Annotated in this window: 20 protein-coding genes and 3 pseudogenes; 12 read left to right on the forward strand and 11 right to left on the reverse strand. The window is 70.8% G+C overall.

Annotated elements, in window-relative coordinates:
* Positions 1-483, reverse strand: a pseudogene (locus tag GUY61_RS13495) (hypothetical protein); the annotation flags it as partial.
* Between the two features lie 5 nt (positions 484-488).
* The gene (locus GUY61_RS13500; RefSeq protein ID WP_166630373.1) at positions 489-1,469 is read right to left on the reverse strand and encodes an SMI1/KNR4 family protein; all 981 of its coding nucleotides are present in this window, start codon (positions 1,467-1,469) and stop codon (positions 489-491) included.
* A 216-nt stretch (positions 1,470-1,685) separates the two neighbouring features.
* Here GUY61_RS13500 and GUY61_RS13505 point away from each other — a divergent pair, with 216 nt between their 5' ends.
* Together GUY61_RS13505 and GUY61_RS13510 are read left to right on the forward strand one after the other, a co-directional pair.
* Positions 1,686-2,195 carry a YwqJ-related putative deaminase gene (locus GUY61_RS13505; RefSeq protein WP_166630374.1) on the forward strand — a complete coding sequence of 170 codons (510 nt, stop codon included), beginning with the start codon at positions 1,686-1,688 and terminating at the stop codon, positions 2,193-2,195.
* A 10-nt stretch (positions 2,196-2,205) separates the two neighbouring features.
* Positions 2,206-2,703: an SUKH-3 domain-containing protein gene (locus GUY61_RS13510; RefSeq protein ID WP_166630375.1), complete on the forward strand. Its 498-nt coding sequence runs from the start codon at positions 2,206-2,208 to the stop codon at positions 2,701-2,703.
* 174 nt (positions 2,704-2,877) lie between these two features.
* Here GUY61_RS13510 and GUY61_RS13515 read toward each other — a convergent pair whose 3' ends face one another.
* Positions 2,878-4,200 carry a sensor histidine kinase gene (locus GUY61_RS13515; RefSeq protein WP_166630376.1) on the reverse strand — a complete coding sequence of 441 codons (1,323 nt, stop codon included), beginning with the start codon at positions 4,198-4,200 and terminating at the stop codon, positions 2,878-2,880.
* 362 nt (positions 4,201-4,562) lie between these two features.
* Between GUY61_RS13515 and glmU the strand changes: the two genes are divergently transcribed.
* The 4 genes from glmU to pth all read left to right on the forward strand — a co-directional run bounded on the left by glmU (position 4,563) and on the right by pth (position 8,656).
* Positions 4,563-6,008, forward strand: a complete 1,446-nt coding sequence (gene glmU / locus GUY61_RS13520; protein ID WP_166630377.1) for a bifunctional UDP-N-acetylglucosamine diphosphorylase/glucosamine-1-phosphate N-acetyltransferase GlmU — start codon at positions 4,563-4,565, stop codon at positions 6,006-6,008.
* Positions 6,009-6,147: 139 nt separating this feature from the next.
* On the forward strand, positions 6,148-7,125 hold the full coding sequence (locus GUY61_RS13525) for a ribose-phosphate diphosphokinase (RefSeq protein WP_166630378.1): 978 nt from the start codon (positions 6,148-6,150) through the stop codon (positions 7,123-7,125).
* A 214-nt stretch (positions 7,126-7,339) separates the two neighbouring features.
* Positions 7,340-7,933 carry a 50S ribosomal protein L25/general stress protein Ctc gene (locus GUY61_RS13530; RefSeq protein ID WP_166630379.1) on the forward strand — a complete coding sequence of 198 codons (594 nt, stop codon included), beginning with the start codon at positions 7,340-7,342 and terminating at the stop codon, positions 7,931-7,933.
* Positions 7,934-8,059: 126 nt separating this feature from the next.
* The gene (gene pth / locus GUY61_RS13535) at positions 8,060-8,656 is read left to right on the forward strand and encodes an aminoacyl-tRNA hydrolase (RefSeq protein ID WP_166630380.1); all 597 of its coding nucleotides are present in this window, start codon (positions 8,060-8,062) and stop codon (positions 8,654-8,656) included.
* A gap of 34 nt (positions 8,657-8,690) precedes the next feature.
* Here the strand turns inward: pth and GUY61_RS13540 are convergent.
* Together GUY61_RS13540 and GUY61_RS13545 are read right to left on the reverse strand one after the other, a co-directional pair.
* Positions 8,691-9,785: pseudogene (locus tag GUY61_RS13540) on the reverse strand (ATP-dependent helicase); the annotation flags it as partial.
* Positions 9,786-9,820: 35 nt separating this feature from the next.
* Positions 9,821-10,123: pseudogene (locus GUY61_RS13545) on the reverse strand (NERD domain-containing protein); the annotation flags it as partial.
* A gap of 193 nt (positions 10,124-10,316) precedes the next feature.
* Here GUY61_RS13545 and GUY61_RS13550 point away from each other — a divergent pair.
* Positions 10,317-11,441: an AAA family ATPase gene (locus GUY61_RS13550; protein WP_166630381.1), complete on the forward strand. Its 1,125-nt coding sequence runs from the start codon at positions 10,317-10,319 to the stop codon at positions 11,439-11,441.
* Between the two features lie 2 nt (positions 11,442-11,443).
* Positions 11,444-12,103 (forward strand): DUF4276 family protein, encoded by a 660-nt coding sequence (locus tag GUY61_RS13555; RefSeq protein ID WP_243766428.1) that lies wholly within the window; start codon positions 11,444-11,446, stop codon positions 12,101-12,103.
* 164 nt (positions 12,104-12,267) lie between these two features.
* Here GUY61_RS13555 and GUY61_RS13560 read toward each other — a convergent pair whose 3' ends face one another.
* The 6 genes from GUY61_RS13560 to GUY61_RS13585 all read right to left on the reverse strand — a co-directional run bounded on the left by GUY61_RS13560 (position 12,268) and on the right by GUY61_RS13585 (position 19,070).
* A complete protein-coding gene (locus tag GUY61_RS13560) occupies positions 12,268-13,497 on the reverse strand; it encodes a serine hydrolase (RefSeq protein WP_166630383.1) in 1,230 nt (409 codons plus the stop codon).
* Complete coding sequence (locus tag GUY61_RS13565) at positions 13,494-14,492, reverse strand: oligopeptide/dipeptide ABC transporter ATP-binding protein (protein WP_166630384.1); 999 nt, start codon at positions 14,490-14,492, stop codon at positions 13,494-13,496. The genes GUY61_RS13560 and GUY61_RS13565 overlap by 4 nt, the downstream gene beginning before the upstream one ends.
* Complete coding sequence (locus GUY61_RS13570; protein WP_166630385.1) at positions 14,489-15,475, reverse strand: ABC transporter ATP-binding protein; 987 nt, start codon at positions 15,473-15,475, stop codon at positions 14,489-14,491. The genes GUY61_RS13565 and GUY61_RS13570 overlap by 4 nt, the downstream gene beginning before the upstream one ends.
* Positions 15,472-16,392 (reverse strand): ABC transporter permease, encoded by a 921-nt coding sequence (locus GUY61_RS13575; protein WP_166630386.1) that lies wholly within the window; start codon positions 16,390-16,392, stop codon positions 15,472-15,474. Before GUY61_RS13575 ends, GUY61_RS13570 begins: the two co-directional genes overlap by 4 nt.
* Complete coding sequence (locus tag GUY61_RS13580) at positions 16,389-17,405, reverse strand: ABC transporter permease (protein ID WP_166630387.1); 1,017 nt, start codon at positions 17,403-17,405, stop codon at positions 16,389-16,391. The genes GUY61_RS13575 and GUY61_RS13580 overlap by 4 nt, the downstream gene beginning before the upstream one ends.
* Before the next feature lie 66 nt (positions 17,406-17,471).
* Positions 17,472-19,070 (reverse strand): ABC transporter substrate-binding protein, encoded by a 1,599-nt coding sequence (locus GUY61_RS13585; RefSeq protein ID WP_166630388.1) that lies wholly within the window; start codon positions 19,068-19,070, stop codon positions 17,472-17,474.
* Between the two features lie 152 nt (positions 19,071-19,222).
* Here GUY61_RS13585 and GUY61_RS13590 point away from each other — a divergent pair, with 152 nt between their 5' ends.
* From GUY61_RS13590 to GUY61_RS13605, 4 genes are all read left to right on the forward strand, one after another.
* Positions 19,223-20,107 carry a LysR family transcriptional regulator gene (locus GUY61_RS13590; protein ID WP_166630389.1) on the forward strand — a complete coding sequence of 295 codons (885 nt, stop codon included), beginning with the start codon at positions 19,223-19,225 and terminating at the stop codon, positions 20,105-20,107.
* A gap of 138 nt (positions 20,108-20,245) precedes the next feature.
* Positions 20,246-22,051, forward strand: coding sequence for a hypothetical protein (locus GUY61_RS13595; protein ID WP_166630390.1), 1,806 nt, complete (start codon positions 20,246-20,248; stop codon positions 22,049-22,051).
* Between the two features lie 206 nt (positions 22,052-22,257).
* Positions 22,258-22,752, forward strand: coding sequence for a hypothetical protein (locus tag GUY61_RS13600; RefSeq protein ID WP_208105940.1), 495 nt, complete (start codon positions 22,258-22,260; stop codon positions 22,750-22,752).
* 253 nt (positions 22,753-23,005) lie between these two features.
* Positions 23,006-23,530, forward strand: a 525-nt coding sequence (locus GUY61_RS13605) for a hypothetical protein (RefSeq protein ID WP_166630391.1), incomplete at its 3' end; no start/stop codon positions are given.

Raw genomic sequence — 23,530 nt, forward strand, 5'->3', positions numbered from 1 at the left:
GGACGGGGGCGTCGGAGACGGGGAGGAGGAAGCCGGCGAGGACCCGGACGGGGACCCGGCGGACGCCGACGACGAGGATGCCGACGCGGACTCGCCCCTCCGGTCCGGAATCCCCAGCTTGTCCGCCGCGTCCTGCAACCACTCGGGCGGACTGAGCAGGAACGAGGTCTGTTCGAGATCGACCCGCTTCGGAGGGGCCACCGCGTCCGCGGGCACCGCGTCCCGGACGCCGTACTCCTCCTCGTACCTGCGGATGACCTCGCCCACCGCCAGCCCCGGCCACAGCGTGGCCTCACCGCTGTCCCTGGCGATCACCAGCCGCTGCAGACCTCCGTCGGAACGGGGCCCGTCCTCGCGGTCCTCCGCCCACACCACGAACCCGAGGTCGAACTCCCGCACCCGCACCTCACGGTGCTGGTAGGCGGGAACCCCTCCGTTGATCCACTCCTCGGCGCGCTCCTGCGCCTGCGCGAAGGTCACCATCGCGCTCACCCCTCCACCGGGACGGCGCGCGCGAAGCCGCCGTCCACCATCAGGTTGGCCACGGTCTCCAGCTCGGGCGGATTTCCGGCCAGCCGCAGCAGGAACGCGTCGAAGTCCTCGCCGCACGGCAGCAGCAGCCGCTCCACACGCTCGCCGACGCTCAGTCCGTCCCGGTCACGCGCGTCGTCGTATGCGCAGAACCACACGGACCCGATCCCGGAGCCCTTCACCTTGACCGCCAGCAGACCGCCCTGCACGAAAGCCACCGCCAGGTAGTCCTTCGTCAGGTGGTCGCGCAGGCACTTGTTGATGTACACGAGGTCGTTCACCGCGGCCTGCTCGCGCACCGTGAAGAACGGCTGGTCCACCAGCAGGCCCAGCTCGGCCACCAGCGCCGCGCCCACCGGAGCGCACCCGCCGGCCGCCTTCAGGAACGCGCGGTACGCGCCAGGCAGGCGGTACCCCAGGTCCTCCTCGACCCCGAGCAGCTGCTCCTCGCTCACCGCGAGCTGCGCCTTCGGCAGCCCGAAATGAGCGGGCCGGGTCTCCTGGAGCGGCCGCGTGCCCCGCTTCTCCAGGTCCACAGCCGCCGTGGCGATGCCGCCGTGGTGCCGCAGCAGCGCCTTGACCTCCACCGGCACGAGTTCCAGCCGCCGCGTACCCACCACGTGGTGCCAGGTCCAGCCGTGCGGGGTGGAGACGGCGGGCACCGTGTCCCACAGGTCGTGTCCCGCGGCGTGCAGCGCCGCGTTGGCCGACACGTAGTCCGTCAGCCGCAACTCGTCGGCGCCGAAGCCCTCCGGCGGCTCCGCGATCTCCGCGGCCGCCCGCGCGTACGGGGAGAAGTCCGGGTAGCCCTGAGCGTCCACGCGCACCCCTCTGGGGTGACGCGAAGCCCTGACCGGGTCCGGGAAGTGCACGACCTGCCCGGCGTAGGCCGCGTTCGGTGGCGCGGCCTGCTGCTGCCCGAGCCGACCTGTCGTCATGGCGGAAGCCCCCTGCTGGAGTCTGGCGGATGCGCACAGCCTATGCGGTGGCGCAACACCCCGGCCCGTCCCACCGGATCCGTGACCTGCCGTCACGCCACGGTGACGCCGCGAAGGGGTGCGTGTGCAATGCAGTGGATCAGCTTCCGTACCGGCATTCGCATTTGGCAGGCTGTCCACGCAACTCGGGGGATTGCACGAAGGGGACACTTGCTGATGTACACCACCAAACCGGATGCTCCGGACACCTCCGGCGACCCTCGCCTGAGCTGGAGCAACGCCGACTCCACGCTCCCACCGGCACTCCTGCAGCGCAGGGACGGCATCCTGCCCACCGTCGCCGCCGCCCTCTCCGTACGCGGCGAAACCCTCACCAGCACTGCGGGACGCGCCGACCGTGCCCCCCAACTGCACCCGCTCGTACAGGACTTCCTCGACACGCTCACCAGCGGCCAGCGTCACCGCTGGACGGGGCGCTGCCCGGAGGCCATCCTGCTCTCCCGCCATCTCGCCGCGGTGGAAGCCGGCCGCAGCAAACGCGCCTCCCGCAAGCCCCTCACCCACAGCGAGGCGCGCCGCTCACTCAAGCAGGCGAAACTCATCACCAGCCGCATCCGCGAGGACGGCGACCCCCTGCACGGTGCCTACGCCCCGCCATGCCGCTCCTGCGAAGCGATGCTGGCCCACTTCGGTGTGCGTACCGTCAACCCGACAGAGAAGGGCTGATACGGCGACCATGCCGGCACCGGACTCCACGTTCACCACCCGCTTCTCCGTACCCGTCGACGCCGCCCTGCGCGACGCCGGCTGGCGGCCGGGCCGCTGGGACATAAAGCAGGCCGAGTACTGGGCGGACACCCTGCGCGCCCACACCTCGCCCGCGGGGCACCGGCACGCCGTCTTCCCCTCCGCCGTCGAGGCCTGGGCCGAGTTCGGCGGACTGCGCATCACCCCGCCGGGACCGGGACGGCAGATCGCGCCCGCGCGGCTCCACATCGACCCCCTGGCCGGGCTCCACCTCGCCCGCACCCTCGCCGACCTCGGCCGCGCCCTGGACACGGAGGTCTGCCCCCTCGGCGACGAGGGGGACGGCGACACGCTGCTCGCCATCGACCGCGAGGGACGCGTCTACGGCATCGACCACACAGGCGACTGGTACCTCGGGCACAACGTCGACCGGGCGCTGGAGATCCTCGTCACCGGCGTCCTCCCGGAGCGCCTGACGACCGCGTGACCCGCCGGGGCCGGCCGCGACCGCCCCGTACGGGAAGCCGGGCGGATCCGGCGGACCTCGGTGCGGCGGTTCGTCGGCGTCCCGCAAGATCCGGCGCCGCGGAATCCGGGAGACCCGGCGTACCGGTGTCCGGGGGGGGCCAGCGCCGCGGAATCCGGGGATCCGGCGGACCGCTCAGCGCGCCGCCGCGCGGTCAGGCAGCACCGCCGACACCCGGAAGCCGCCCGCGTCGGTGGGCCCCGACACGAAGGCGCCCCCGAGCGCCGTCACCCGCTCCCGCATCCCCACCAGGCCGTTGCCGCCGCTGGGCAGCCGGGCGTCACCGCCGCCCTCCGGCGGCGGCTCGTTCTCCACCTGCATCGCCACCTCGCCGCCGCGGTGCGCCAGCCGCACCCAGGTCTTGGCACCGGCGGCGTGCTTGTGAACGTTGGTCAGCGCCTCCTGCACCACCCGGTACGCCGTCCGCTCCACCGCGGGGTCGTACGGCCGCGGCTCGCCCTGCACCGACAGCTCCACGACCATCCCGGCCGCCCGCGACTCCCCGATCAGCCCGTCCAGCTCGTCCAGGCACGGCCCCTCGGTCGCCGGCGCGGGCACCCCGGCGACCGCCGCCGCCCCGACCTCGGCCAGCGCCACCGCGTCCCTCAGCACGGCCTTCTTCTTCTCGTCGGCGCGCAGCACCCCGAGCATCTCCCGCAGCTCCGTCAGCGCCTGCCGGCCCATGTCCCCGACCAGCGCCGCGTTCTTCGCGGCCTTCGCCGGGTCCTTCGCCGCCACCGCCTGGAGGGCCGCCGCGTGCACCACCATCAGGCTCACCCGGTGCGCCACCACGTCGTGCATCTCCCGGGCGATCCTGGTGCGCTCCTCGTTGCGCGCCCACTCCGCGCGCTCCTCCGCGCGGTCCGCCAGCAGCGACAGTTCGCGCTCCAGACCGTCCGCCCGCTCCCGCAGGCTCTCCACCAGCCGCCGCCGCGCCCCGACGTAGAGCCCCAGCAGGATCGGCGGCGCCGTCAGGCCCAGCGACATCAGCACCGACACCAGCAGCACGAACCACGGCCCCGGGTCGGTGTCCGCGGAACCGATGTCCTGCTGCGTCCGGACGTAGGTGACGATCAGCGTGCCCAGCAGCGACATGCCGCCCAGGACCGCGGTGATCCGGCGCGGCACCTCGGACGCGGCCAGTGTGTACAGCCCCACCACCGCGAGCACGAACCCCATCGCGGCCGGCGTGATCGCGATGGACACCAGCACCACGGCGATCGGCCACCGCCGCCGCAGCACCACCGTCGCCCCCGCGACCAGTCCGAACAGCACCCCGACCGGGACCGGCACCCCGGCGTCCCCCGCGAACGAGATCCCCTCCGCCGCGCATTCCAGCGCCGAGACCAGCGCGATCAGTACGTCGAGGAGCGCACTGCGCCGCCGCTCCCACCACCACCGACTCCCGGCACCCGCGCCCCGCGCGGCCGCCTCTCCGGTTGCCCCCGTTGTGGTCATGCTGCCCAGCCTACGGTGGACCGCCGGCGATTTTCCGGCCCGATCGGACATTAGTGAACGCGAACGGGCACTATGCGGCACGGCCGATCGCTGACCTGTACCGTCGCACAGAGGGCGCCCGGTACGGCATAGTGTTGGGTGCCCAAACGGCGACCCGACCGAATGTCCGGTCCGGCAGCCTTTGATCCCCCATGGTGTAACCAGGCAGCACTGAGGGTTTTGGTCCCTTAAGTTCAGGTTCAAATCCTGATGGGGGAGCTTCTCGGGTCCTGACCTCATCGGTCGGGACCCGTACTCATTTCCGCCCCATAACCCCCCGGTATCCTTCGGGTGTCCACCACCCGAAGCCGAAGGGCACACCCGTGAGCGCCAACCGCCCGGCAGCCGTCGTCGTCCTTGCAGCGGGTGAGGGCACCCGCATGAAGTCCGCGACTCCCAAGGTTCTCCACTCGATCTGCGGACGCTCGCTGGTCGGTCATGTCGTGGCCGCCGCGCGGGAGCTGGATCCCGAACACCTCGTCGTCGTCGTCGGGCACGCCCGCGAGCAGGTGGCCGCGCACCTCGGCGAGACCGACCCGGGGGTGCGCACCGCGGTGCAGCACGAACAGAACGGAACCGGGCACGCGGTGCGGATGGCGCTGGAGGAGCTGGGCGGAGGCGTCGACGGGACCGTGGTGGTCGTGTGCGGCGACACCCCCCTGCTGACCGGCGAGACGCTGCGCGGCCTGTCGCGGACGCACGCGGAGGACGGCAACGCGGTGACGGTGCTGACCGCGGAGGTCCCGGACGCCACGGGGTACGGACGGATCGTCCGGGACGTCGGCGGAGCCGTGACGGCGATCGTGGAGCACAAGGACGCGACCGAGACCCAGCGGGCGATCCGGGAGATCAACTCCGGCGTGTTCGCGTTCGACGGCCGGCTGCTCGCGGACGCGCTGGGCAAGCTGCGTACGGACAACAGCCAGGGCGAGGAGTACCTGACCGACGTCCTCGGGATCCTGCGCGAGGCGGGTCACCGGGTGGGAGCCTCGGTCGGTCCCGACCACCGGGAGATCCTGGGCATCAACAACCGGGTGCAGCTCGCGCAGGCCCGGCGGCTGCTCAACGACCGGCTGCTCGAGCGGGCCATGCTGGACGGCGTCACGGTGATCGACCCGGCCTCGACGTGGATCGACGTGGAGGTGACCTTCGAGCCGGACGCGCTCGTGCACCCGGGGACGCAGCTGCTGGGGACCACGCACGTCGCGGCGGGCGCCGAGGTGGGCCCGAACACGCGGCTGAAGGACACCACGGTCGGCGCGGGCGCGCGGGTGGACAACTCGGTGGCGGACTCGGCGGTGGTCGGGGACTCGGCGTCGGTGGGCCCCTACGCCTACCTCCGGCCCGGTACGCGGCTGGGCGCGAAGTCCAAGGCGGGTACGTACGTGGAGATGAAGAACGCCGAGATCGGCGAGGGCACGAAGGTGCCGCACCTGTCGTACGTGGGCGACGCGACGATCGGCGACTACTCGAACATCGGCGCGGCGAGTGTGTTTGTGAACTACGACGGAGTGGCGAAACATCACACGACGGTGGGGTCCCACTGCCGTACAGGTTCCGACAACATGTTTGTGGCTCCTGTCACGGTCGGGGACGGCGCTTACACGGCGGCGGGCTCCGTCATCACGAAGGACGTGCCGCCCGGTTCCCTGGCCGTGGCCCGTGGCCAGCAGCGGAATATCGACGGTTGGGTGGCGCGCAAGCGTCCGGGAAGTGCCGCAGCACGGGCCGCCGAGGCAGCGGTTGACAAGGGTGTCACCGAAAACTGACCGGAATCGGGTGCCCCGGTCACGGCGTAACGTGATAGCTGCACATATTTTTCGGCTGGCGGTCTGGGGCCCCGTCCCCAGGTGGGCGCAGTCGGCTGGCTCGAACCATGGCCAGAAAACACTCTGAGGAGACAGTGCTGTGACCGGGATCAAGACGACCGGCGAGAAGAAGATGATGCTCTTCTCCGGCCGCGCCCACCCCGAACTGGCCGAGGAAGTAGCCGAGCAGCTGGGCGTGGGCCTGGTGCCCACCAAGGTGTTCGATTTCGCCAACGGCGAGATCTACGTCCGTTACCAGGAGTCCGCCCGTGGAGCGGACTGCTTCCTGATCCAGAGCCACACCGCTCCGATCAACAAGTGGATCATGGAGCAGCTGATCATGATCGACGCTCTCAAGCGGGCCTCCGCGCGGAGCATCACGGTCGTGATCCCCTCCTACGGCTACGCGCGCCAGGACAAGAAGCACCGCGGCCGTGAGCCGATCTCGGCCCGTCTGGTGGCGGACCTGCTGAAGACGGCCGGCGCGCACCGGATCGTCACGGTGGACCTGCACACGGACCAGATCCAGGGCTTCTTCGACGGCCCGGTGGACCACCTGTTCGCGCTGCCGGTGCTGGCGGACTACGTCGGCTCGAAGGTGGACCGGGACAAGCTGACGGTCGTCTCCCCGGACGCGGGCCGGGTGCGGGTCGCGGACCGCTGGTGCGACCGGCTGGACGCGCCGCTGGCGATCGTGCACAAGCGCCGCGACAAGGACGTCGCCAACCAGGTGACCGTGCACGAGGTCGTCGGCGACGTGAAGGACCGCGTCTGCGTCCTGGTCGACGACATGGTGGACACGGGCGGCACGATCTGCGCCGCCGCGGACGCGCTGTTCGCCAACGGCGCCGCGGACGTCATCGTGACGGCGACGCACGGCATCCTGTCCGGCCCCGCCGCGGACCGGCTGAAGAACTCGCAGGTGAGCGAGTTCGTCTTCACGAACACGCTGCCGACGCCGGGCGAGCTGGACCTGGACAAGATCACGGTGCTGTCGATCGCGCCGACGATCGCGCGTGCGGTGCGCGAGGTGTTCGAGGACGGTTCGGTGACGAGCCTCTTCGAGGAGCAGGCGTAGTCCTGGTGATCCGCGCCCGCGCCCGTCAGGGCCAGGGCTCACCCGCGAGGTGATCGATTTCTGAGGCGGCCTCCCCGCCGGGTAGACTCAATGAGTTGCTCGGCGAGGGAGGCCGTACGCATGCGTACGGCGGTCCGTTATCGACGCGCTCTTCGTAGCAGGTCTGTCGTGGGCCGGGTGACGGCCATCTTTCCGACTGATACGAGGAGTGCACATGTCCGAGGTCAAGCTCGTCGCCGAGACCCGTACGGAGTTCGGCAAGGGCGCCGCCCGCCGCATCCGCCGCGCCAACAAGGTCCCCGGCGTCCTCTACGGCCACGGCTCCGACCCGATCCACGTCGCCCTGCCGGGTCACGACCTGCTGCTCGCGCTGCGTACGCCGAACGTCCTGCTGGCCGTCGACATCGAGGGCAAGACCGAGCTGGCCATCCCGAAGGCCGTCCAGCGCGACCCGCTGAAGGGCTTCCTGGAGCACGTCGACCTGCAGCTGGTGCAGCGCGGCGAGAAGGTCACCGTCGAGATCCCGGTCCACACCGAGGGCGAGCTTGCCGCGGGCGGCAACCTGCTCGAGCACGTGCTCAACACCCTGCCGGTGGAGGCCGAGGCCACCCACATCCCCGAGTCCGTCACCGTCTCCGTCGAGGGCCTGGCCGCCGGTGCCTCCGTCCTCGCCAAGGACATCCCGCTGCCCAAGGGCTCGGTGCTGGCGATCGACGAGGACGCGGTCGTGCTCCAGGTCCTGGCCGCCCAGGCCGAGGAGCCGTCGGGCGAGGGCGCCGAGGGCGAGGGTGAGGGCGCCGAGGCCTGAGCCTCGCGCGGAGCCTCTACGCTTCCCTGACGGGGTGGCGGGCCGCCGGCCCGCCACCCCGTTTCCCTGTTCCCCGTTTCCCTGATCCCTGTGCGAGCGCGACCGGTACGAGGAGAGCCCGGACTGATGACGACGGACGACAACGGCCCCTGGCTGATCGTGGGCCTGGGCAACCCAGGACCCGAGTACGCGGGGCACCGGCACAACGTCGGTTTCATGGTCGCCGATCTCCTCGCGGAGCGGATCGGCGGGAAGTTCAAGCGTGCGCAGAAGGCGCAGGCGCAGGTCGTGGAGGGCCGCATCGGTCCGCCGGGACCGATGGGCCGCCGCGTGGTGCTGGCCAAGCCCATGTCGTACATGAACCTCTCCGGCGGCCCCGTCGGCGCGCTCCGGGACTTCTACAAGGTGCCGGTGGAGCGCATCGTCGCCGTCCACGACGAACTGGACATCGACTACGGCGTGCTGCGGCTGAAGCTGGGCGGCGGCGACAACGGCCACAACGGGCTGAAGTCGATGACGAAGGCGATGGGCCCCGGCTACCACCGGGTGCGCTTCGGCATCGGCCGCCCGCCGGGGCGGATGCAGGTCGCCGACTTCGTGCTGAAGGACTTCTCCGCGACGGAGCGCAAGGAGCTGGACTACTTCGTGGACCGGGCGGCGGACTCCGTCGAGTGCCTGGTGACGGAGGGCCTGGAACGGGCCCAGAGCGCCTACAACGGCTGAGGCCGGCCGCCTTCCCCCCTCGGGGACCGGTGGCTCAGAATGGCAGGGCCGAGAACCGGGCCGGTTCCTCGAGGACCGAGGCGGCCTTGACCGGATCCGCCAGGCGAGCAGCCAGCGTGGCGGTGGCAAGGCGTTCCGGCAGAGCGGCACTGAACTTCAGGCCCCGCAGGGCACGCGGGTCCACGGAGGGCAGGCTGAGCTGCTCTGCCGCCCGGGCCTTGGCCTGGTGCCATTCGGTGGCCGTCAGATCCTCTCGGAGGCGGATACAGGCGTCCGTGGGGTACTGGAGTGGGTCGGCGATCTCGCTGAGGGTGGCCGCGAGCGTGGCGTTCGCCCTCTGCCCGGCCCAGGTCCACCAGCGCACGCCGGTGTCGGGACCGCCGCGGACGACGACGGTTCCACCTGGGTGCACGCGCTCCACGGCGTCTTCACGGGCGGCGGCCAGGGCATTGTGTGCGCGGCGTGTCAGCGTCACGGGCGGATCGGCGCCGAGCAGGACTTCTCGTACGCCGCGCGTGAGTTCGTACGAGGCTCCCCGGGCGAAACCCGCGCCGGCCCACCGCGCTTTGCCCCCGCTTTCCACGGGTTCGACGAAGCACCGGCGTCTGGCCCAGTCGATGTAGGTGACCTGCCAACTGCGTCCTGCCAGCAGGAGGCGCCGTGGTCCGGCCACCTTCTCGGTCAGCAGGGCAGGGTCGGTCGATCCGATCTCCTTGCGGCCGAAGAGCACGGTGAACTCCGGGGCCGCGGTGAACACTGCCGTCAGGTCCATGAAGTGCCGGTAGCCGAAGCGTTGCTCCGCCTCGGGACCGATGAACAGCATGCCGCCGTCCCGTTCGAGGTAGCCCTCGTCGATCAGGTGTCTCACGATCGGTTCGGCCGGAGGCCCGAAGGGGCCGAGGCCGCCCCACCACTCCTGCCAGAGGTGCTCCCCGACGGAGTTCTCCTGCAGGCAGAGAGCGAGCACTTGCTGGGCGACGATGTGCCGGGGTTCGGGCGGGGCCACCACTGGTTCGACCCAGCCCCGTGACCATTGCAGGAGCAGGGCCGCGGCGGCGAGCAGGCCGTCCTCGTCAAGGCTGAGGAAAAGGCAGTTCCGCAGGGATCCGGGCCGTCTGCCGGTTCGGCCTTCTGGAGAGGCCGCAGGTCCGGCCAGCCGAGAGTGTTGGCGAGGTGGCGGGGGTTGCGGTGGATGCGGGTGCGGCCGTCGGAGAGCGTCTGCACCCAGCTCGCACCCGAGGAGCCGACCGTGCCCTGCCAGTGCTTCAGTTCGACCAGGAAGAGACCGGCCGGCGCGGCGACCAGCAGGTCGACCTCGCGGACATGGCCGCTGTGCGCGGTGAAGGTGAAGTTCGACCAGGCACGGTAGGGCTCGTTGTCCGGGAGCCCCTCCTTGAGATACAGCAGTCCGCTGCGTTCGTGCTGGAACTGCGACTCGGTGACAGTCGTCCACCTGCCGTCTCGCATGACCGCGACGCTCCTTTCCGTATCTCGCCCGGTTTCCTGCCGGTGGCTGGATCACAGCAGGTGGCCCAGCCTATCGACCAGGGCCGACGGACCTGAACCGTGCATCGGCACGCTGTGGACGAGCGACTGCAACAGGCCCTCTGTTGGCACTGTGCCGCCCACCGGGCCGGGGCCCTGACCTAGGGTTGGGGCCATGCCGTCGTACAAGCTCTCAGAGGTGACCGTCGAGGGGTATGCCTCCATCCGATCCAGCACGCTGAGGCTGGGTGACGGCGTGACCGTGCTGGTCGGTGCCAACGGGGCGGGCAAGAGCAACGTCGTCGGCGCGCTCGAACTGCTGGGGTGGATGGCGGACGGCGACCTGGCGCTCCAGGTGGGTATCCACGGTGGCGCCCAGGCCCTGCAGTTCGCGGGACGCGGCACCGGGAAGGGCATCCGGCTCAAGGTCAGTGCTCCCCCTTACCGCTACGAGGCGCATCTCGTCCCCGCGGCGAATGACAGCTTCGTCTTCGCCGAGGAGAAGGGGCACTTCCACGAGCCGGGCCCCGGCCTCCCGATGGAGGAGAGCTTCGGCCGCGGACACCGCGAATCGCTGCTGCGCCAGAAGGAGGAGGAGCAGCTCTCGCGTCTGGCGGGTCCGGTGCGGCACATCCTCGCGGGCTGCCGTGTCTTCCATTTCCAGGACACCAGCCGTGAGGCGCCGGTCAAGCAGTTCGGGTATGCGGCGGACAACGAGGCCCTGCGGCCGGATGCGGCGAACCTCGCGGCGTTCCTGCTGCGACTGCGCGAGGGGGAGCCGAAGTCCTATCGGCGCATCGTGCGGGCCATCAAATCGGTGGCGCCGTTCTTCCGGGACTTCCTGCTGAAGGAGGAACCCGGTGGGAGGATCCGCCTGCGCTGGATGCAGGAGGGGGTCGACGCCGTGTTCCCCGCGGAGGCGCTCTCGGACGGCACCTTGCGGTACATCTGCCTGTGCGTCCTGCTCCTCCAGCCCGATCCCCCGGCTCTCTTCACACTCGACGAGCCGGAACTGGGCCTCCATCCCTACGCGATCGTCCAGTTGTCGGACATGCTCCGGTCGGCCGCGGTGAGCAGCCAGATCGTGATCGCCACGCAGTCCGTGACGCTTCTCAACCAGTTCTCGCTCGACGAGATCGTGGTGGTGGAGCGCGAGGAAGGAGCGACGGAACTGAAGCGTCCCGCTCCCGGGGAACTCCAGGGGTGGCTGGAGGACTACTCCCTCGGGGAACTGTGGGAGAAGAACGTGCTGGGCGGCAGGCCTTCGCCCGAGATGCCGCTGCGGGGCCGTCCGGAATGATCATGGTGGGGGTGCTGTGCGAGGGGCAGACCGAGGAGAACATGGTCAATGACTTCCTCGCGCCGGAGCTGGCGGAGTACGGCATCTGCCTGGTGCCGACCATCCTGATGACCCGGATGCCGGCGGGTGGTCCCGCGGGCAAGGGCGGGGTCAGCAGGTGGGCGAAGATCGAGAGGGACCTGCACAGGTTATTGGCCGGCACCCACTGGGCAGCGGTTACCACTCTTCTCGACTACTACGGACTGCCTCAGGACAGCCCGGGGATGTCGGACCGGCCGAACGGCTCGGCCGTGGACAAGGTGACCCATGTCGAGCGGCGCCTCGCGGAGCACATCGGCCACCCTCGGTTTCTTCCCCATGTCGTCCTGCACGAGACGGAGACCTGGGTCTTCGCTGCGGCGGAGCAACTCGCGGACTGGGCCGACGACCCGGCTCTGGCCCGTGAGCTCAAGCGTCAGGCCGATCAGGCCGGAGGGCCCGAGAATGTGAACGACAGTCCCGAGACGGCGCCCTCCAAGCGGATCCTGAGGCTGCACCCGAGGTATGTGAAGACGCAGGACGGCCCCATAGCGGTCATGGATCTCGGTCTGCCCGCCCTGCGCGCCGCGTGCCCTCACTTCGACGGCTGGATCGCAGGACTGCTGGCTCTCGCGCAGCGCTGAGGCGTTGGTGCAGCGCCCTGGCCGCAGGCGGGCAGGCGCCCGCCCCGCACCCGTGGGGGTCGGGACCCCGGCACTGCGAAGGGACCGTGTCCGCTCCCCTCCGGCCGGGGAGGGGAGCGGACACGGCCGTCTCCTGCCGGACGCGGCGGTGCCGGTCCGGTGCCTCAGAGTGACTCGCAGATCCGGCGGAAGACCCGGGCGTGCGCCCGCGACCAGTCGGCGGTGGTCGCGACCGGGAGGCTGGAGAACTTCACCACCACGACGTCGGCCGTCGGATCGATCCACAGGAACTGGCCGTAGATGCCGGTCGCGTAGACGCTGCCGTGGTCGTCCCCGGTCACCCACCAGTGGTTGCGGTAGGAGCCGCGGGGGTGGATGCCCTGGAAGACGGTGCCCCGGGCGGCCTGGTGATCGCCGCCGGAGGTCGTGGCGGCCAGCCACCCGGCCGGGACGACCCGGCGGTCGCCCACGAGCCCGTGGTCCAGGACGAGCCTGCCGACCGCGCCGAGGTCCCTGGCGGTCGTGGACATACCTCCGTTGGCGAAGGCGAACCCCGCGGGATCCACGGTGATCTGTGCGTCGTCCGCCACCGGCAGGTGCTGCCACAGCCTCCGGGAGAGCAGGTCGGCGTAGCGGGTTCCGGTCACCCGTTCCGCCACCCAGGCGAGCACGTCGGTGGCCGCCGAACAGTACTGGAAGCGCTCCCCGTGCCGGCCGGAGGCCCGCAAGGAGGCCAGTAGCTCGAAGGCGTTGTCGGGGTCACCGGCCAGCCTCGGCCGCCAGCCCGCCAGCCGGTCCTGCTGCTGCACGTGGGAGGCCGGGTCGTGGTAGTCCTCGCTGTACTCGACCGCGACGGTCATGTCGAGGACCTGCTGGAGCGTCGCGGTGCCGAAGGCCGACCCGGCGAGCTCCGGTACGTAGGCGGCCGCCGGCTCCGCCGGATCGAGGAGTCCCTCACCGGCCAGTTGACCGACGAGCAGCCCGCACAGCGACTTGGAGACCGACATCAGCAGGTGCCTGCGGCGCCGGTCCATGACGCCCCGGTAGCTCTCGTAGCGGACCCCGGACCGGTCACTGACCACGAACGCGTCCGCGAACGACGCGGCGAGGAAGTCGTCGAGGGGCACCTCGGTGCCCCCGAAGGGCACCGGCAGCCGCCCGAGGGCGGCATCTCCGGCCGTCTCGGGAACCGTCTCCCGGGGCGCCGCGGGACCGGCCCTGCGGACGGTCGCGGTCGGCACGATCTCCTCCGCGTGGGCGAAGGCCCACCGGCTGAACGGCGCGTCCTGCCAGTTGTCCAGCGTGATGGGCCACGGACGGCCGCCGTCCACACGGACCCGGCCGTCGCCGGACGGGTGGTCCACCGTCCGCCCGGCGTCCTTGGTGCTGGTCACGCGGAACTCCTCTTCGTGATCGGACTCGGCTCTGCGGCCATGTGGCAGGCGACGTCGCGGCCCGCGGCGGGCCGCAACACGGGGGCGGCGGTGGCGCAGGCTTCCCGGGGGTCCGTACGCGCCACCGGGCACCGCGGGAGGAAGGCGCAGCCGGCGCCGACGGCGGCCGGCGCGTCGGCGGCCGGCTCCGGGGGACCGGCAGCGAGCAGCCGTTCGCGGCCCTGACCGGGGATGGCATCGAGCAGGGTGCGGGTGTACGGGTGGGCGGGCTCGCCCAGGACCTCGCGGGCCGGGCCGTGCTCGACCAGGCGCCCCCGGTACATGACGCCGACGGTGTCGCTCATGTGGCGGACCACGTCGAGGTCATGTGAGATCAGCAGGTAGGTCAGGCCGTGCTCCCGCTTCAGCTCCAGCAGCAGATTGAGGATCTGGGCCTGCACCGAGACGTCCAGCGCGGACGTCGGCTCGTCGAGGACGAGCAGCCGGGGTCGGGTGGCCAGGGCGCGGGCGATACCGACCCGCTGGCACTGGCCGCCGGAGAGTTCGTGCGGCAGCCGGCCCCCGTGGCCGCTGCCGAGTCCCACCTGGTCCAGCAGTCCGGCGACGCGCCGCTCGATCTCCGGGCGGGGCAGGCCGTGCAGTTGGAGCGGCTCCGCGATGCTCGCGGCGGCGGTGCGCCGGGGGTTGAGCGCGGCCACCGGGTTCTGAAAGACCATGGCAGCGCTGCGCCGCAGGGCGCGCAGCGTGCCGCCCCGCGCCGCGCCGACGTCGATGCCGTCGAGGACGGAGCCGCCCGAGGTGGGCCGGATCAGCCCGAGGGCGGCCCTGGCCAGGGTGCTCTTGCCGGATCCGGACTCGCCGACCAGGCCGAAGACGCTTCCCTCGGCCACGGTCAGGCTCACGTCCCGCACGGCGTGGGTGACCTGTCGGCCCCGGGCGCCGCGTACGGCGAAGTCGACGGCGAGGCCGCGCACTTCGAGCAGTGCCGCGCTCATGGGGCCGTCTCCGCGAGCGCCGTCGTCTCCGCGAAGCATGCGACCTCCTGTTGGGTTCCCACGGCGGTGAGCCGCGGTTCGGAGTGCCGGCAGGTGTCCGTCACCGCCGGGCAGCGGGCGGCGAAGGCACAGCCCGGCAGGGCCGCCGGGTCGTTCGGCACGGTGCCGGGGATGGCGGTCAGCGGCCGTCCCGGGGCGCCCTGGCCCGGCAGCGCACCGATCAGGCCCCGGGTATAGGGGTGCCTCGGGGCGCTCAGCACCTCGGTGGTCCTGCCCTGTTCGACGACCCGGCCGGCGTACATCACGGCGGTGGTGTCGCAGACGTCGGCGACCACGCCGAGGTTGTGGGTGATCAGAAGGACGGTGAAGCCCAGCTCCGCCTGGAGTCCCAGGACGAGCCTCAGGATCTGCTGGGCGACCGTCACGTCGAGCGCGGTGGTCGGCTCGTCGAGGATGAGCAGGCGGGGGCCGCTGATCAGCGCCATGGCGATCATCGCCCGTTGCAGCATGCCGCCGGAAAGCTCGTGCGGGTAGGCGGCGGCGACCCGGCGCGGGTCCGGCAGCCCCACCCGGCCCAGGTGGTCGAGGACCAGCGCCTCGGCCCTGCGGCGGTCCGCGCCCAGGTGCCTGCGGGCGACCATGCCCACCTGGCGGCCGATGGTGAACAGGGGGTTGAAGGCCGTTCCCGGGTTCTGGAAGACCAGCGATATGGAGCCACCGCGCAGTGCGGCGCGCTCCTGCGGGGGCAGTGTGGTGAGTTCGCGGCCGTCGAAGCGGATGCTGCCGGTGAGCCTGGCCTGTTCGGGCAGCAGTCCGAGGACGGCCCGGCCGGTGAGGGTCTTGCCGCATCCGGTCTCGCCGACGATACCGAGGGTCTTCCCGGCAGCCGCCTCGAGGTTCACGCCCCGTACCGGCCGGCTCGGCGGCATGCCGGGCCGCGGGAAGGCCACGGTGAGGTCCGTCACTTCCAGCAGTGTGCTCATGAACGTACCGACTTGGGGTCGAGGAGGTCCCTGAGGGAGTCTCCGAGCAGGTTGAAGCCGAGCACGGTCACGAAGATGGCCAGGCCCGGGAAGGTGGATATCCACCACTGGTCGAAGAGGGTGGCGCGCCCCGCGGCGACCATCAGCCCCCAGTCCGGGCTGGGCTGCTGTGCGCCGAGCCCGAGGAAGGCCAGGGAGCCCGCGGCGAGGATCACGGACCCGAGGTCGACGGTGATCTGCACCAGGATCGGGCCGGCGCAGTTGCGGACGACATGGCGGCGGAGGATGGTCCGGACCGGTACGCCCATGGAGCGTGCGGCCTCGACGAACGGACGGTCGCGCAGCGAGCGGGCCTCGGCGCGCACCAGCCGGGCGTACCAGGGCCACCAGACGACGGCGAGTGCGATGCCGGCGTTGAGCAGGCCGGGTCCCAGCAGGGCCACGGTGACCATGGCCAGCAGCAGTGGGGGGAAGGACTGGAAGAGTTCGGTGATCCGGGAGATCACTTGGTCCGCCCAGCCGCCGCGGTAGCCGGCCAGTGCGCCGAGCGGCACACCGATCAGGGCCGCGGCCAGGACGACGGCCAGTGAGACCAGCAGTGCGGGCTGGGCTCCGAAGATGATCCGGGAGAGGATGTCCCGGCCGAGCTCGTCGGTTCCGAACCAGTGGTCGAGGCCGGGTGCGAGGTTGCGGGCCGCGACGTTCGCGGTGCCGCGTCCCTCCTCGGGGTAGGGGGCTACGAGCGGGCCGACGAGGGAGAGCAGCACCAGCCCTGCGACCAGCAGTGCTCCTGCGGCGCCGAAGAGGTCGCGGCGGGCCAGGCGCAGCAGTCCGCGTCCGCGTCCGGTTCCGGGTGGAGCGGAAGAGGCGGCGGTGGAGGCGGCGGCCGGGGAGGCGGTGCCGGGGACGGTGGTCATGACGGCCTCACTCTGGGGTCGATCTTCGCTTGGAGGAGGTCCACGGCGGCGTTGGTGCCGAGGTAGCCGACGGCCCCCAGCAGCGTGATGGCCATGATCGCCGGGTAGTCCACGGCCAGCATGGCCTCGGTGGCGAACTGGCCGATGCCCGGCCAGTTGAAGACGATCTCCACGAAGAACGTCCCGGTGATCGAGTAGGCGGTCGCCATGCCCAGCACCGTCAGCGTCGGTGAGGCGGCGTTGCGCAGGGCCAGGGACCAGACCACGGTGGACTCCCGCAGGCCGTACGCCCTGGCGGCGGTGACGTGGTCCTGTGCGAACACCTCGATCATCGATCCGCGGATCATCCGGGCCACCAGGCCCAGCGGGTAGGCGGCCAGGGTGGCGGCCGGGAGAACGAGGTGGGACAGGCCGTCGCCGAGGGCTGTCCAGTTGCCGGTGAGCAGGCTGTCCAGCAGCGGCAGACCGGTGACGGCACTGACCGGGTCGGTGAACTTCAGCGTGTTGCTGAAGGCGCCCGTGGCGGGCAGCAGTTGCAGCCGGTCGACGAAGAGCATCTGCAGCAGGAGGCCGAGCCAGAAGGCCGGCACGGAGACGCCGCCGATGGACAGCAGCCGCACCAGGCCGTCGATGCGGCCGCCCGGCCGCCTGGCCGCGATCACACCGAGGACGGTGCCGACCACCGCGGCGACGAGCATGGCCGCGAAGATCAGTTCCAGCGTGGACGGCAGTCGGGAGGCGATCTCGTCGAGCACCGGGCGCTTGGTCGCCAGTGAGTTGCCCCAGTCGCCGCGTACCAGCGAGGTGAGGTACTTCCAGTACTGGACCGGAAGCGGCTCGTCCAGCCCGAGGTCGGCGCGGAGGCGGGCGGCCTGGGCAGGGGTCGCCTTGGGGCCGATGTATGCCAGGGCCGGATCGCTGGGAAGTACCCGCGCCAGGAGGAAGGTCACCATGGTGAGGCTCAGCAGGACCGCCCCCGAGGAGGCCGCCAGCCGGGTGAGGTGTCGGAGCATGTCCGGTTTCTCCACTAGTTTTCTCGGTGGGTGCTCCGGCGGCGGGCCGCCGGAGCACGGTCCGGTTCACGCACCGGCGGGCTTCATCGGGCCGAAGAACACCGTGAAGGGGTAGTTCTCGTTGAACGCGAAGCCCTCGACCTTCTTGGGCACGACGTAGACGGCTCTGGCGTCGTAGAGGGACAGCCCCGGTGCCTGGTCGTACAGGATGTCCATGGCCTCGCCGTAGACCTCCTTGGCCGCGGCCGGGTCGGTGCCGGTCAGGGTGCCGGCCTTGTCGACCAGTCGGTCGTACTTCGCGTTCTTCCAGTAGCTCAGGTTGAAGAACGGCTTCTCGCTGCTGTGGTAGAGCGAGAACAGGTTGTCCGAGCCGGCATCGCTGTACGTGGGCCAGTAGTAGAGGACGAAGATGTCCTGGGCCTTGGCGGGGTCGGACTTGGCCGTCGCCCACTGCTGGTTGAACAGCTTCGAGGTGACGTTCACCGTCACACCGATCTTGGCGTAGGCGTCCTTGATCAGCGGGACGAACCGCGCCTCGGCCTGGTTCTCGGAGGCGTAGGTCAGGTTGAGGGTGAAGTTGCCCCCGGGGTGGCCTGCCTCGACCAGCAGTTTCCTGGCCTTCTCCAGATCCTGGGTGTACGCCGGCACGGACGGGTCGTGGGGGAAGAGCCCGGTGGGGACGGGCCCGTGCGCCTGGGTGCCGTGTCCCTGGGCTCCGACCGCGATGATGTCCTCATAGGGCGTCGCGTAGGACAGGGCCTGGCGGACCTTGGGGTTGTCCAGCGGCTTGCGGGTGGTGTTGAAGAAGGCCACGAAGTTGAACGGCGAGGGGTAGTCCAGCACCGAGTAGTCGGCCTTCCTGGAGTACTTCCTCACGTTCTCCAGCGGGAACGAGGTGGTGAAGTCGACCTCGCCGGAGGTCAGCATCTGCTGCGCCGTGACGGCGTCCGGGGTGATCTGTACGTCCACCGTCCTGTAAGACGGCTTGTGTGCCCGGTCCCAGTGCCCGGTGTAGCGGTCGAGCACCACTTCCTTGCCGGGGGTGTACGAGGAGATCCGGTAGGGACCCGTGCCTCCGTCGACGCCCTTCTTCTCGAAGTAGCCCTTGCTCTTCGCGGCCGCGGCCAGGGCCTTGGGGGAGACGATCCAGGCGCCGTAGGTCGAGGAGGCGATCAGCTCCATGGGGGCCGCGTAACCGAGGTGCATGACCACGGTGGAGGAGTCGGGCGTGTCGATCGAGTCCAGTGGTGCCCAGATGAAGGAGGCGCCGCCGTCCTTCTTGGCGGCCAGGATGCTCTTCTTGACCGCGGCGGCGTCCACCTTCTCCCCGTCGTGGAACGTGACCCCCTTGCGGATGGTGAAGGTCCAGGTCTTGGCGTCCGAGGACTTGCGCCACGATTCGGCTATCGCCGGGGAGTACTCCTCGGCCGACCCGGAGGGGTTCTTCCACAGCAGCGGCTCGTAGACATTGCCCAGGTACATCGCCTCGGTGGAGAACGACTTCACCGGGTCCAGGGTGGTGACGGCGGCCGACGACGACACTGTGAGCACACTCGTGGCCTGCCCGGTCGATGCGGTGCATCCGCTCAGGGCCAGAGCGGCGGCCGTGGTCAGGGCCGCGGCCGGCAGGCCGAGGCGTCGGGTGGGGAAGCGTCTGGGATGCACGGGGGCACCTCCGGGAGGTTGCTGCCGGACGGGGGAGGAGGAGTACGGGAGGGGGAGATCCGGCCGCTGGGGCGGCGTTTCGGACAGTGTTGACCTGAGGTGTATAACTTGCAAATACTTGTCCCCCCCACTCCCCATGCCTTGGAGGCATAGTGGAGCTTCGCGTCCTGGAGTACTTCCTCTCGGTCGTCGACCTCGGGTCCGTCACCGCCGCATCGCAGGAGGTGCACGTCACCCAGCCGTCGCTGTCCCGGCAGATCCGTCAGCTGGAACACGAGCTCGGCCTGACTCTGTTCCGCCGGGGCGAGGGCGCCCTGCGGCTCACTCCGGCCGGCCGGGCGTTCCTCCCCGTCGCCCGGGACCTGATCGCCAGGAGCCGGCTGGCCAAGGACACCGCGCGGTCCATGGCCTCCGGCGCCGGGGTCCCGCTGACCGTCATCGCGCCGCCCACCACGGTCACCGACGTGGTCGCCCCGTTCGTCGTCGCCAGCGGCCCGCCGGGGCAGATCGTGGACGTGGTCGAGGCCTCGCCGCACGGCGTGTACACGGCCCTGGCCATCGGCCAGGCCGACTTCGCCATCGGCACCAGACCGCCCGGATCGGACCTGGAGTACACCGTGCTCGGCCAGGCGCCCGTCTGGGCCCAGATGGCGCCCGGCCATCCCTGGGCCGACCGTGACCACGTGGACCTGACCGACATCAGCACCGGCCGTGTGATCGTGATGGACGAGCTGCACGGGGTGCGGCGGGTCCTGGACGAGGCGGCGGCCAAGGCGGGGCTGGGCTACGACGCGGCCTACGTCGCCCGGGCCCCGGCCGTGGCGCAGGCGCTGGCGGCGGCCGGCAAGGGGGTCTGCATCCTCTCCGACGACCCGCGCTTCGGTCTGCGGTCGCTGCCGATCCGGCTCACCGACGGGCTGCTGCACGTCACCCTGTTCGGCGCCTGGGACCCCACCCACTACGCGGCCTCCCAGATCCGCGCATGCCTGGACGAACTCGCCGAGTTCTGCCGCGGCCTCTTCGCCGCCGTCCACTGACTCCTTCCGGTGCGGGCATGCGCCCGCGGCATGAGGAGCACCCTAAACAGGCATTCGACAGGCGTCCTCCCACCGGAGCACGGTTCTGCCTCAAGAGATCGGCCTCCCACTCCCTCACCCCTCAGGAGGAAGGCCAGCATGCAGTACCGCAGAACACGAAGAGCCCTGGCAGCGGCCCTGGTCATGACGGCGCTCGCCGTGGCGGGCGCCGGCACCGCGTCGGCCACGACCGTCACCCCCGTGCCGGGCGACCCGCTGACCGGGAGCGGCGCCGTCAGCCGGACGCTGCTCACCCGTGCCGACCTGACCACGGGCAGCAGCACCGCACCCGTCGACGATTCGGCGTTCGCCGTCCCGGCGAACGCCGCCCCGCCCAGCCACACCTTCGAGGGCACCCTGACCCTCTCCGGCACCTCGACGGGGGGAGGGTTCAAGGAAGTGGTCGACACCTACTCCAGGACGGGGTGGGGCGACTCGGTGTGGAAGCACCTGCCCGCCGTGTCGGTGTCGTTCGTCCAGAACGGCAGCCATCTGATCCCGACCGTGCGCGGCCTCACCTACACCGGCTCCACCGTCTGGAACCTCGCGGTACAGCCGGGCAGGGTGTGGGACGAGAACTCGGACAACGGCCTCACCCGCGCGTCCTTCCCGTTCGCCCTGGTCGAGCGGAACGCCAACTGCGTCCACAACGGGGAGATGACCTTCCTCTTCGACGCCACCACCATCACCAAGGTGCGCTACCAGGTCACCCAGGAGACCTGCGCGTACCAGAAGTTCAACATGTGGGGCCAGCTCCCGGCCACCTACACACAGGGCACCCCGCCCGACGCCACCGCCGTCAAGAACGCCTACGCGGCCGAGGTCGCGGACCGGCTGCCCAGCAAGCCGATCAGCGAGCTGGCCACCGACTACCCCGCCTCGGGCGTCGACGTGAGCCGGTTCGGCGCCGGTGTCACCGCCACCCACATGACCTCGTACGGGCTGCTGATCAACGGCGTCAACTACACCTCGGCCTGCACCACCCGCTACGGCAGCTACGCCTTCTGCTCCAGCATGCTCCTGCCGTCCTACTCGACGGCCAAGTCTGCCTTCGCGGGCGTGGCCGCCATGCGGCTGCAGCAGCTCTACGGGGACGGCGTCACCGACGAGCTCATCCGGACCTGGGTGCCGGAGACGGCCTCCGGGTCGGGCGACTGGACCAACGTCACACTGGACAACGCACTCGACATGGCCACCGGCAACTACACCTCGTCCGGCTACGAGGTGGACGAGGCCGGCACCCAGATGTCCGACTTCTTCGTCGCCGAGGCGTACACCTCCAAAATGGCCGACGCCCTGGTCTTCCCGCACAAGGCGGCCCCCGGCACCCAGTGGGTCTACCACAGCTCGGACACCTTCCTGGCCACGGTCGCGGAGGACAACTACCTGAAGTCCCAGGCCGGCAGCGGGGCAGACATCTTCGACCTGCTCCGCGACGACGTGCTGACCCCGCTGAAGGTCGGCCCCGACTCGCTGGTCAGCGAGCGCACCGGCAACTCCCCGACCGGGGTCCCCTTCGGCGGGTACGGCATGTTCTGGACCCAGGACTCCATCGCCAAGGTCGCGGGGCTCCTCAACAACGACGCCGGCGCCATCGGCGGCACCCAGGTCCTGAGCCCCGCCGCTCTCGCCGCCACCATGCAGCAGAACCCGGCCGACCGCGGCCTGACCACCACCGGCACCACGCCCTTCCGGTACAACAACGGTGTCTGGGCCAAGCAGTTCACCCCTGCGGACTATCCGCAGTACAGCTGCTCCTTCCACGTGCCCTACATGTCCGGCTACGGCGGCATCACCGTGGCCATGGCCCCCAACGGCGCGAACTACTACTACTTCAGCGACAACAACGAGTTCTCCTGGTCACCGGCGATCGGCGAGACCGACAAGATCAACCCGATCTGCTGAACGCGGGCCGGCGCTCACGGAGGTGCGCGCCGGCCCGGGCACGCTTCACACGCCGGCCCCGGGTGGCGATTCCTCCCGAGGCCGGCGGAAGGCCGGGACGGGCGACGAGGGCGTACGGTTCCTGAACCGCCCCGCGCCGTGGGGATCCTGTGAAGGCCCCGGCACGAGTTGACTGACCGCAGTTCCATGGCCAAGGATCGGCAGCCATGCGTAAACGGAGCCGGGCCCGCCGTATGGCCGAGAGCGCGTACGGACTGCTGCTGCTCGGCCGTCATGTCGCGACGGCCGCGTTCGCGCTGCTGCTGGTCGTGGGCGGCGTGTGGGCCTCGTGGGGCACGGCGCAGCACGTGATGCTCGCCAAGGGCCGCGAGCACGGCACGATGACGGTCCGCGCGTGCGGCGACGACCAGTGCGCCGGCTCCTACACCCCCGACGGGCAGGGCGGCGAGCGGCGCGATCGGGTCGTCGTCGACCACTCGGTCGCGGACGAGGGCGAACGGGTACCGGTGACCGTAAAGCCCGGTACGGACGAGGTCGTCAGGGCGGGACTCCCGGGACTGCTGTACGCCTGGGCGCCACTGGGCGGCGCGCTGCTGCTGGCCTCGCTGGTCGTCGCGGGCGGGCTGCGGCTGACGCGTACGGCGTGGGCGACCGGGGCGGTGGGGGCGCTGCTGCTGGCCGGGGCGTTTCTGACGCTCTGACCGGATGCCGCGTGCCGCGTGCCCGCTCCACGGCGGTCGCGGTCACATACCGTGGGGAGCGGTGACTCTGCCGGCACCGGTCACGGCCGGATCAAACCGGGTTGGCTGGATTGTTACCAGGAACCTATGACTCACCTGTGCCGGAAAGGTGCGGAACGGGACGACCGTCGCCTTGACGGACGACCGGACGCCGAAAGAATCTGAACCGCCGCCCCCCTAGGCTGTTCCACACCCGCCCGGAAGTTGTATGCCCATGCGCAAGCTTGCTTCGGTGAGTGCCGTGACGGTGTCGGCGCTCGCGCTCCTCGTCCCCGCCGCTCAGGCCGCCGTCCCCGGTGACGACGGCACCGTGAAGATCCACGATGCCGAGACCGGCGAGGACCTCGTGAAGAACGAGCCGCACGTCTGCACGTTCTACCTGGACGCCTTCGGATTCGACGAGGGCCAGCAGGTCGACTGGCGGATCGTTGGGATGCCGCCGACCGGCTCCCAGGACGAGGTGGCCGAGTCCGGCTCCCTCGCGCTCGACGAGGACGGGCACGCCCGCACCGACGACATGACGCTGCCCGACGGGCACTACAAGCTGATCTGGGAATTCGACGGGGAGAACGGCGAGGCCAAGCACAAGGTCTTCTGGACCGACTGCGAGGACGAGGAGGAGCCCGGCGGCGGCTCCTCCGGCACCCCGTCCGGGTCCGCTTCCCCCTCGGCGTCCGCGACGCCGTCGGAGGACCCGAGCGAGCCGGCGCCCTCCTCCTCGTCCTCGGCCGGTGCCTCC

This window comes from Streptomyces sp. GC420 (genome assembly GCF_009916105.1).
Lineage (GTDB): Bacteria > Actinomycetota > Actinomycetes > Streptomycetales > Streptomycetaceae > Streptomyces.

Bases quoted from the DNA above. Each gene is read 5' to 3' on its own strand.
- GUY61_RS13500 (WP_166630373.1), bottom strand. From the start codon at position 1,469: ATGACGACAGGTCGGCTCGGGCAGCAGCAGGCCGCGCCACCGAACGCG.
- GUY61_RS13505 (WP_166630374.1), top strand. From the start codon at position 1,686: ATGTACACCACCAAACCGGATGCTCCGGACACCTCCGGCGACCCTCGC.
- GUY61_RS13510 (WP_166630375.1), top strand. From the start codon at position 2,206: ATGCCGGCACCGGACTCCACGTTCACCACCCGCTTCTCCGTACCCGTC.
- GUY61_RS13515 (WP_166630376.1), bottom strand. From the start codon at position 4,200: ATGACCACAACGGGGGCAACCGGAGAGGCGGCCGCGCGGGGCGCGGGT.
- GUY61_RS13530 (WP_166630379.1), top strand. From the start codon at position 7,340: ATGTCCGAGGTCAAGCTCGTCGCCGAGACCCGTACGGAGTTCGGCAAG.
- pth (WP_166630380.1), top strand. From the start codon at position 8,060: ATGACGACGGACGACAACGGCCCCTGGCTGATCGTGGGCCTGGGCAAC.
- GUY61_RS13550 (WP_166630381.1), top strand. From the start codon at position 10,317: ATGCCGTCGTACAAGCTCTCAGAGGTGACCGTCGAGGGGTATGCCTCC.
- GUY61_RS13555 (WP_243766428.1), top strand. From the start codon at position 11,444: ATGGTGGGGGTGCTGTGCGAGGGGCAGACCGAGGAGAACATGGTCAAT.
- GUY61_RS13565 (WP_166630384.1), bottom strand. From the start codon at position 14,492: ATGAGCGCGGCACTGCTCGAAGTGCGCGGCCTCGCCGTCGACTTCGCC.
- GUY61_RS13570 (WP_166630385.1), bottom strand. From the start codon at position 15,475: ATGAGCACACTGCTGGAAGTGACGGACCTCACCGTGGCCTTCCCGCGG.
- GUY61_RS13575 (WP_166630386.1), bottom strand. From the start codon at position 16,392: ATGACCACCGTCCCCGGCACCGCCTCCCCGGCCGCCGCCTCCACCGCC.
- GUY61_RS13580 (WP_166630387.1), bottom strand. From the start codon at position 17,405: ATGCTCCGACACCTCACCCGGCTGGCGGCCTCCTCGGGGGCGGTCCTG.
- GUY61_RS13595 (WP_166630390.1), top strand. From the start codon at position 20,246: ATGCAGTACCGCAGAACACGAAGAGCCCTGGCAGCGGCCCTGGTCATG.
- GUY61_RS13600 (WP_208105940.1), top strand. From the start codon at position 22,258: ATGCGTAAACGGAGCCGGGCCCGCCGTATGGCCGAGAGCGCGTACGGA.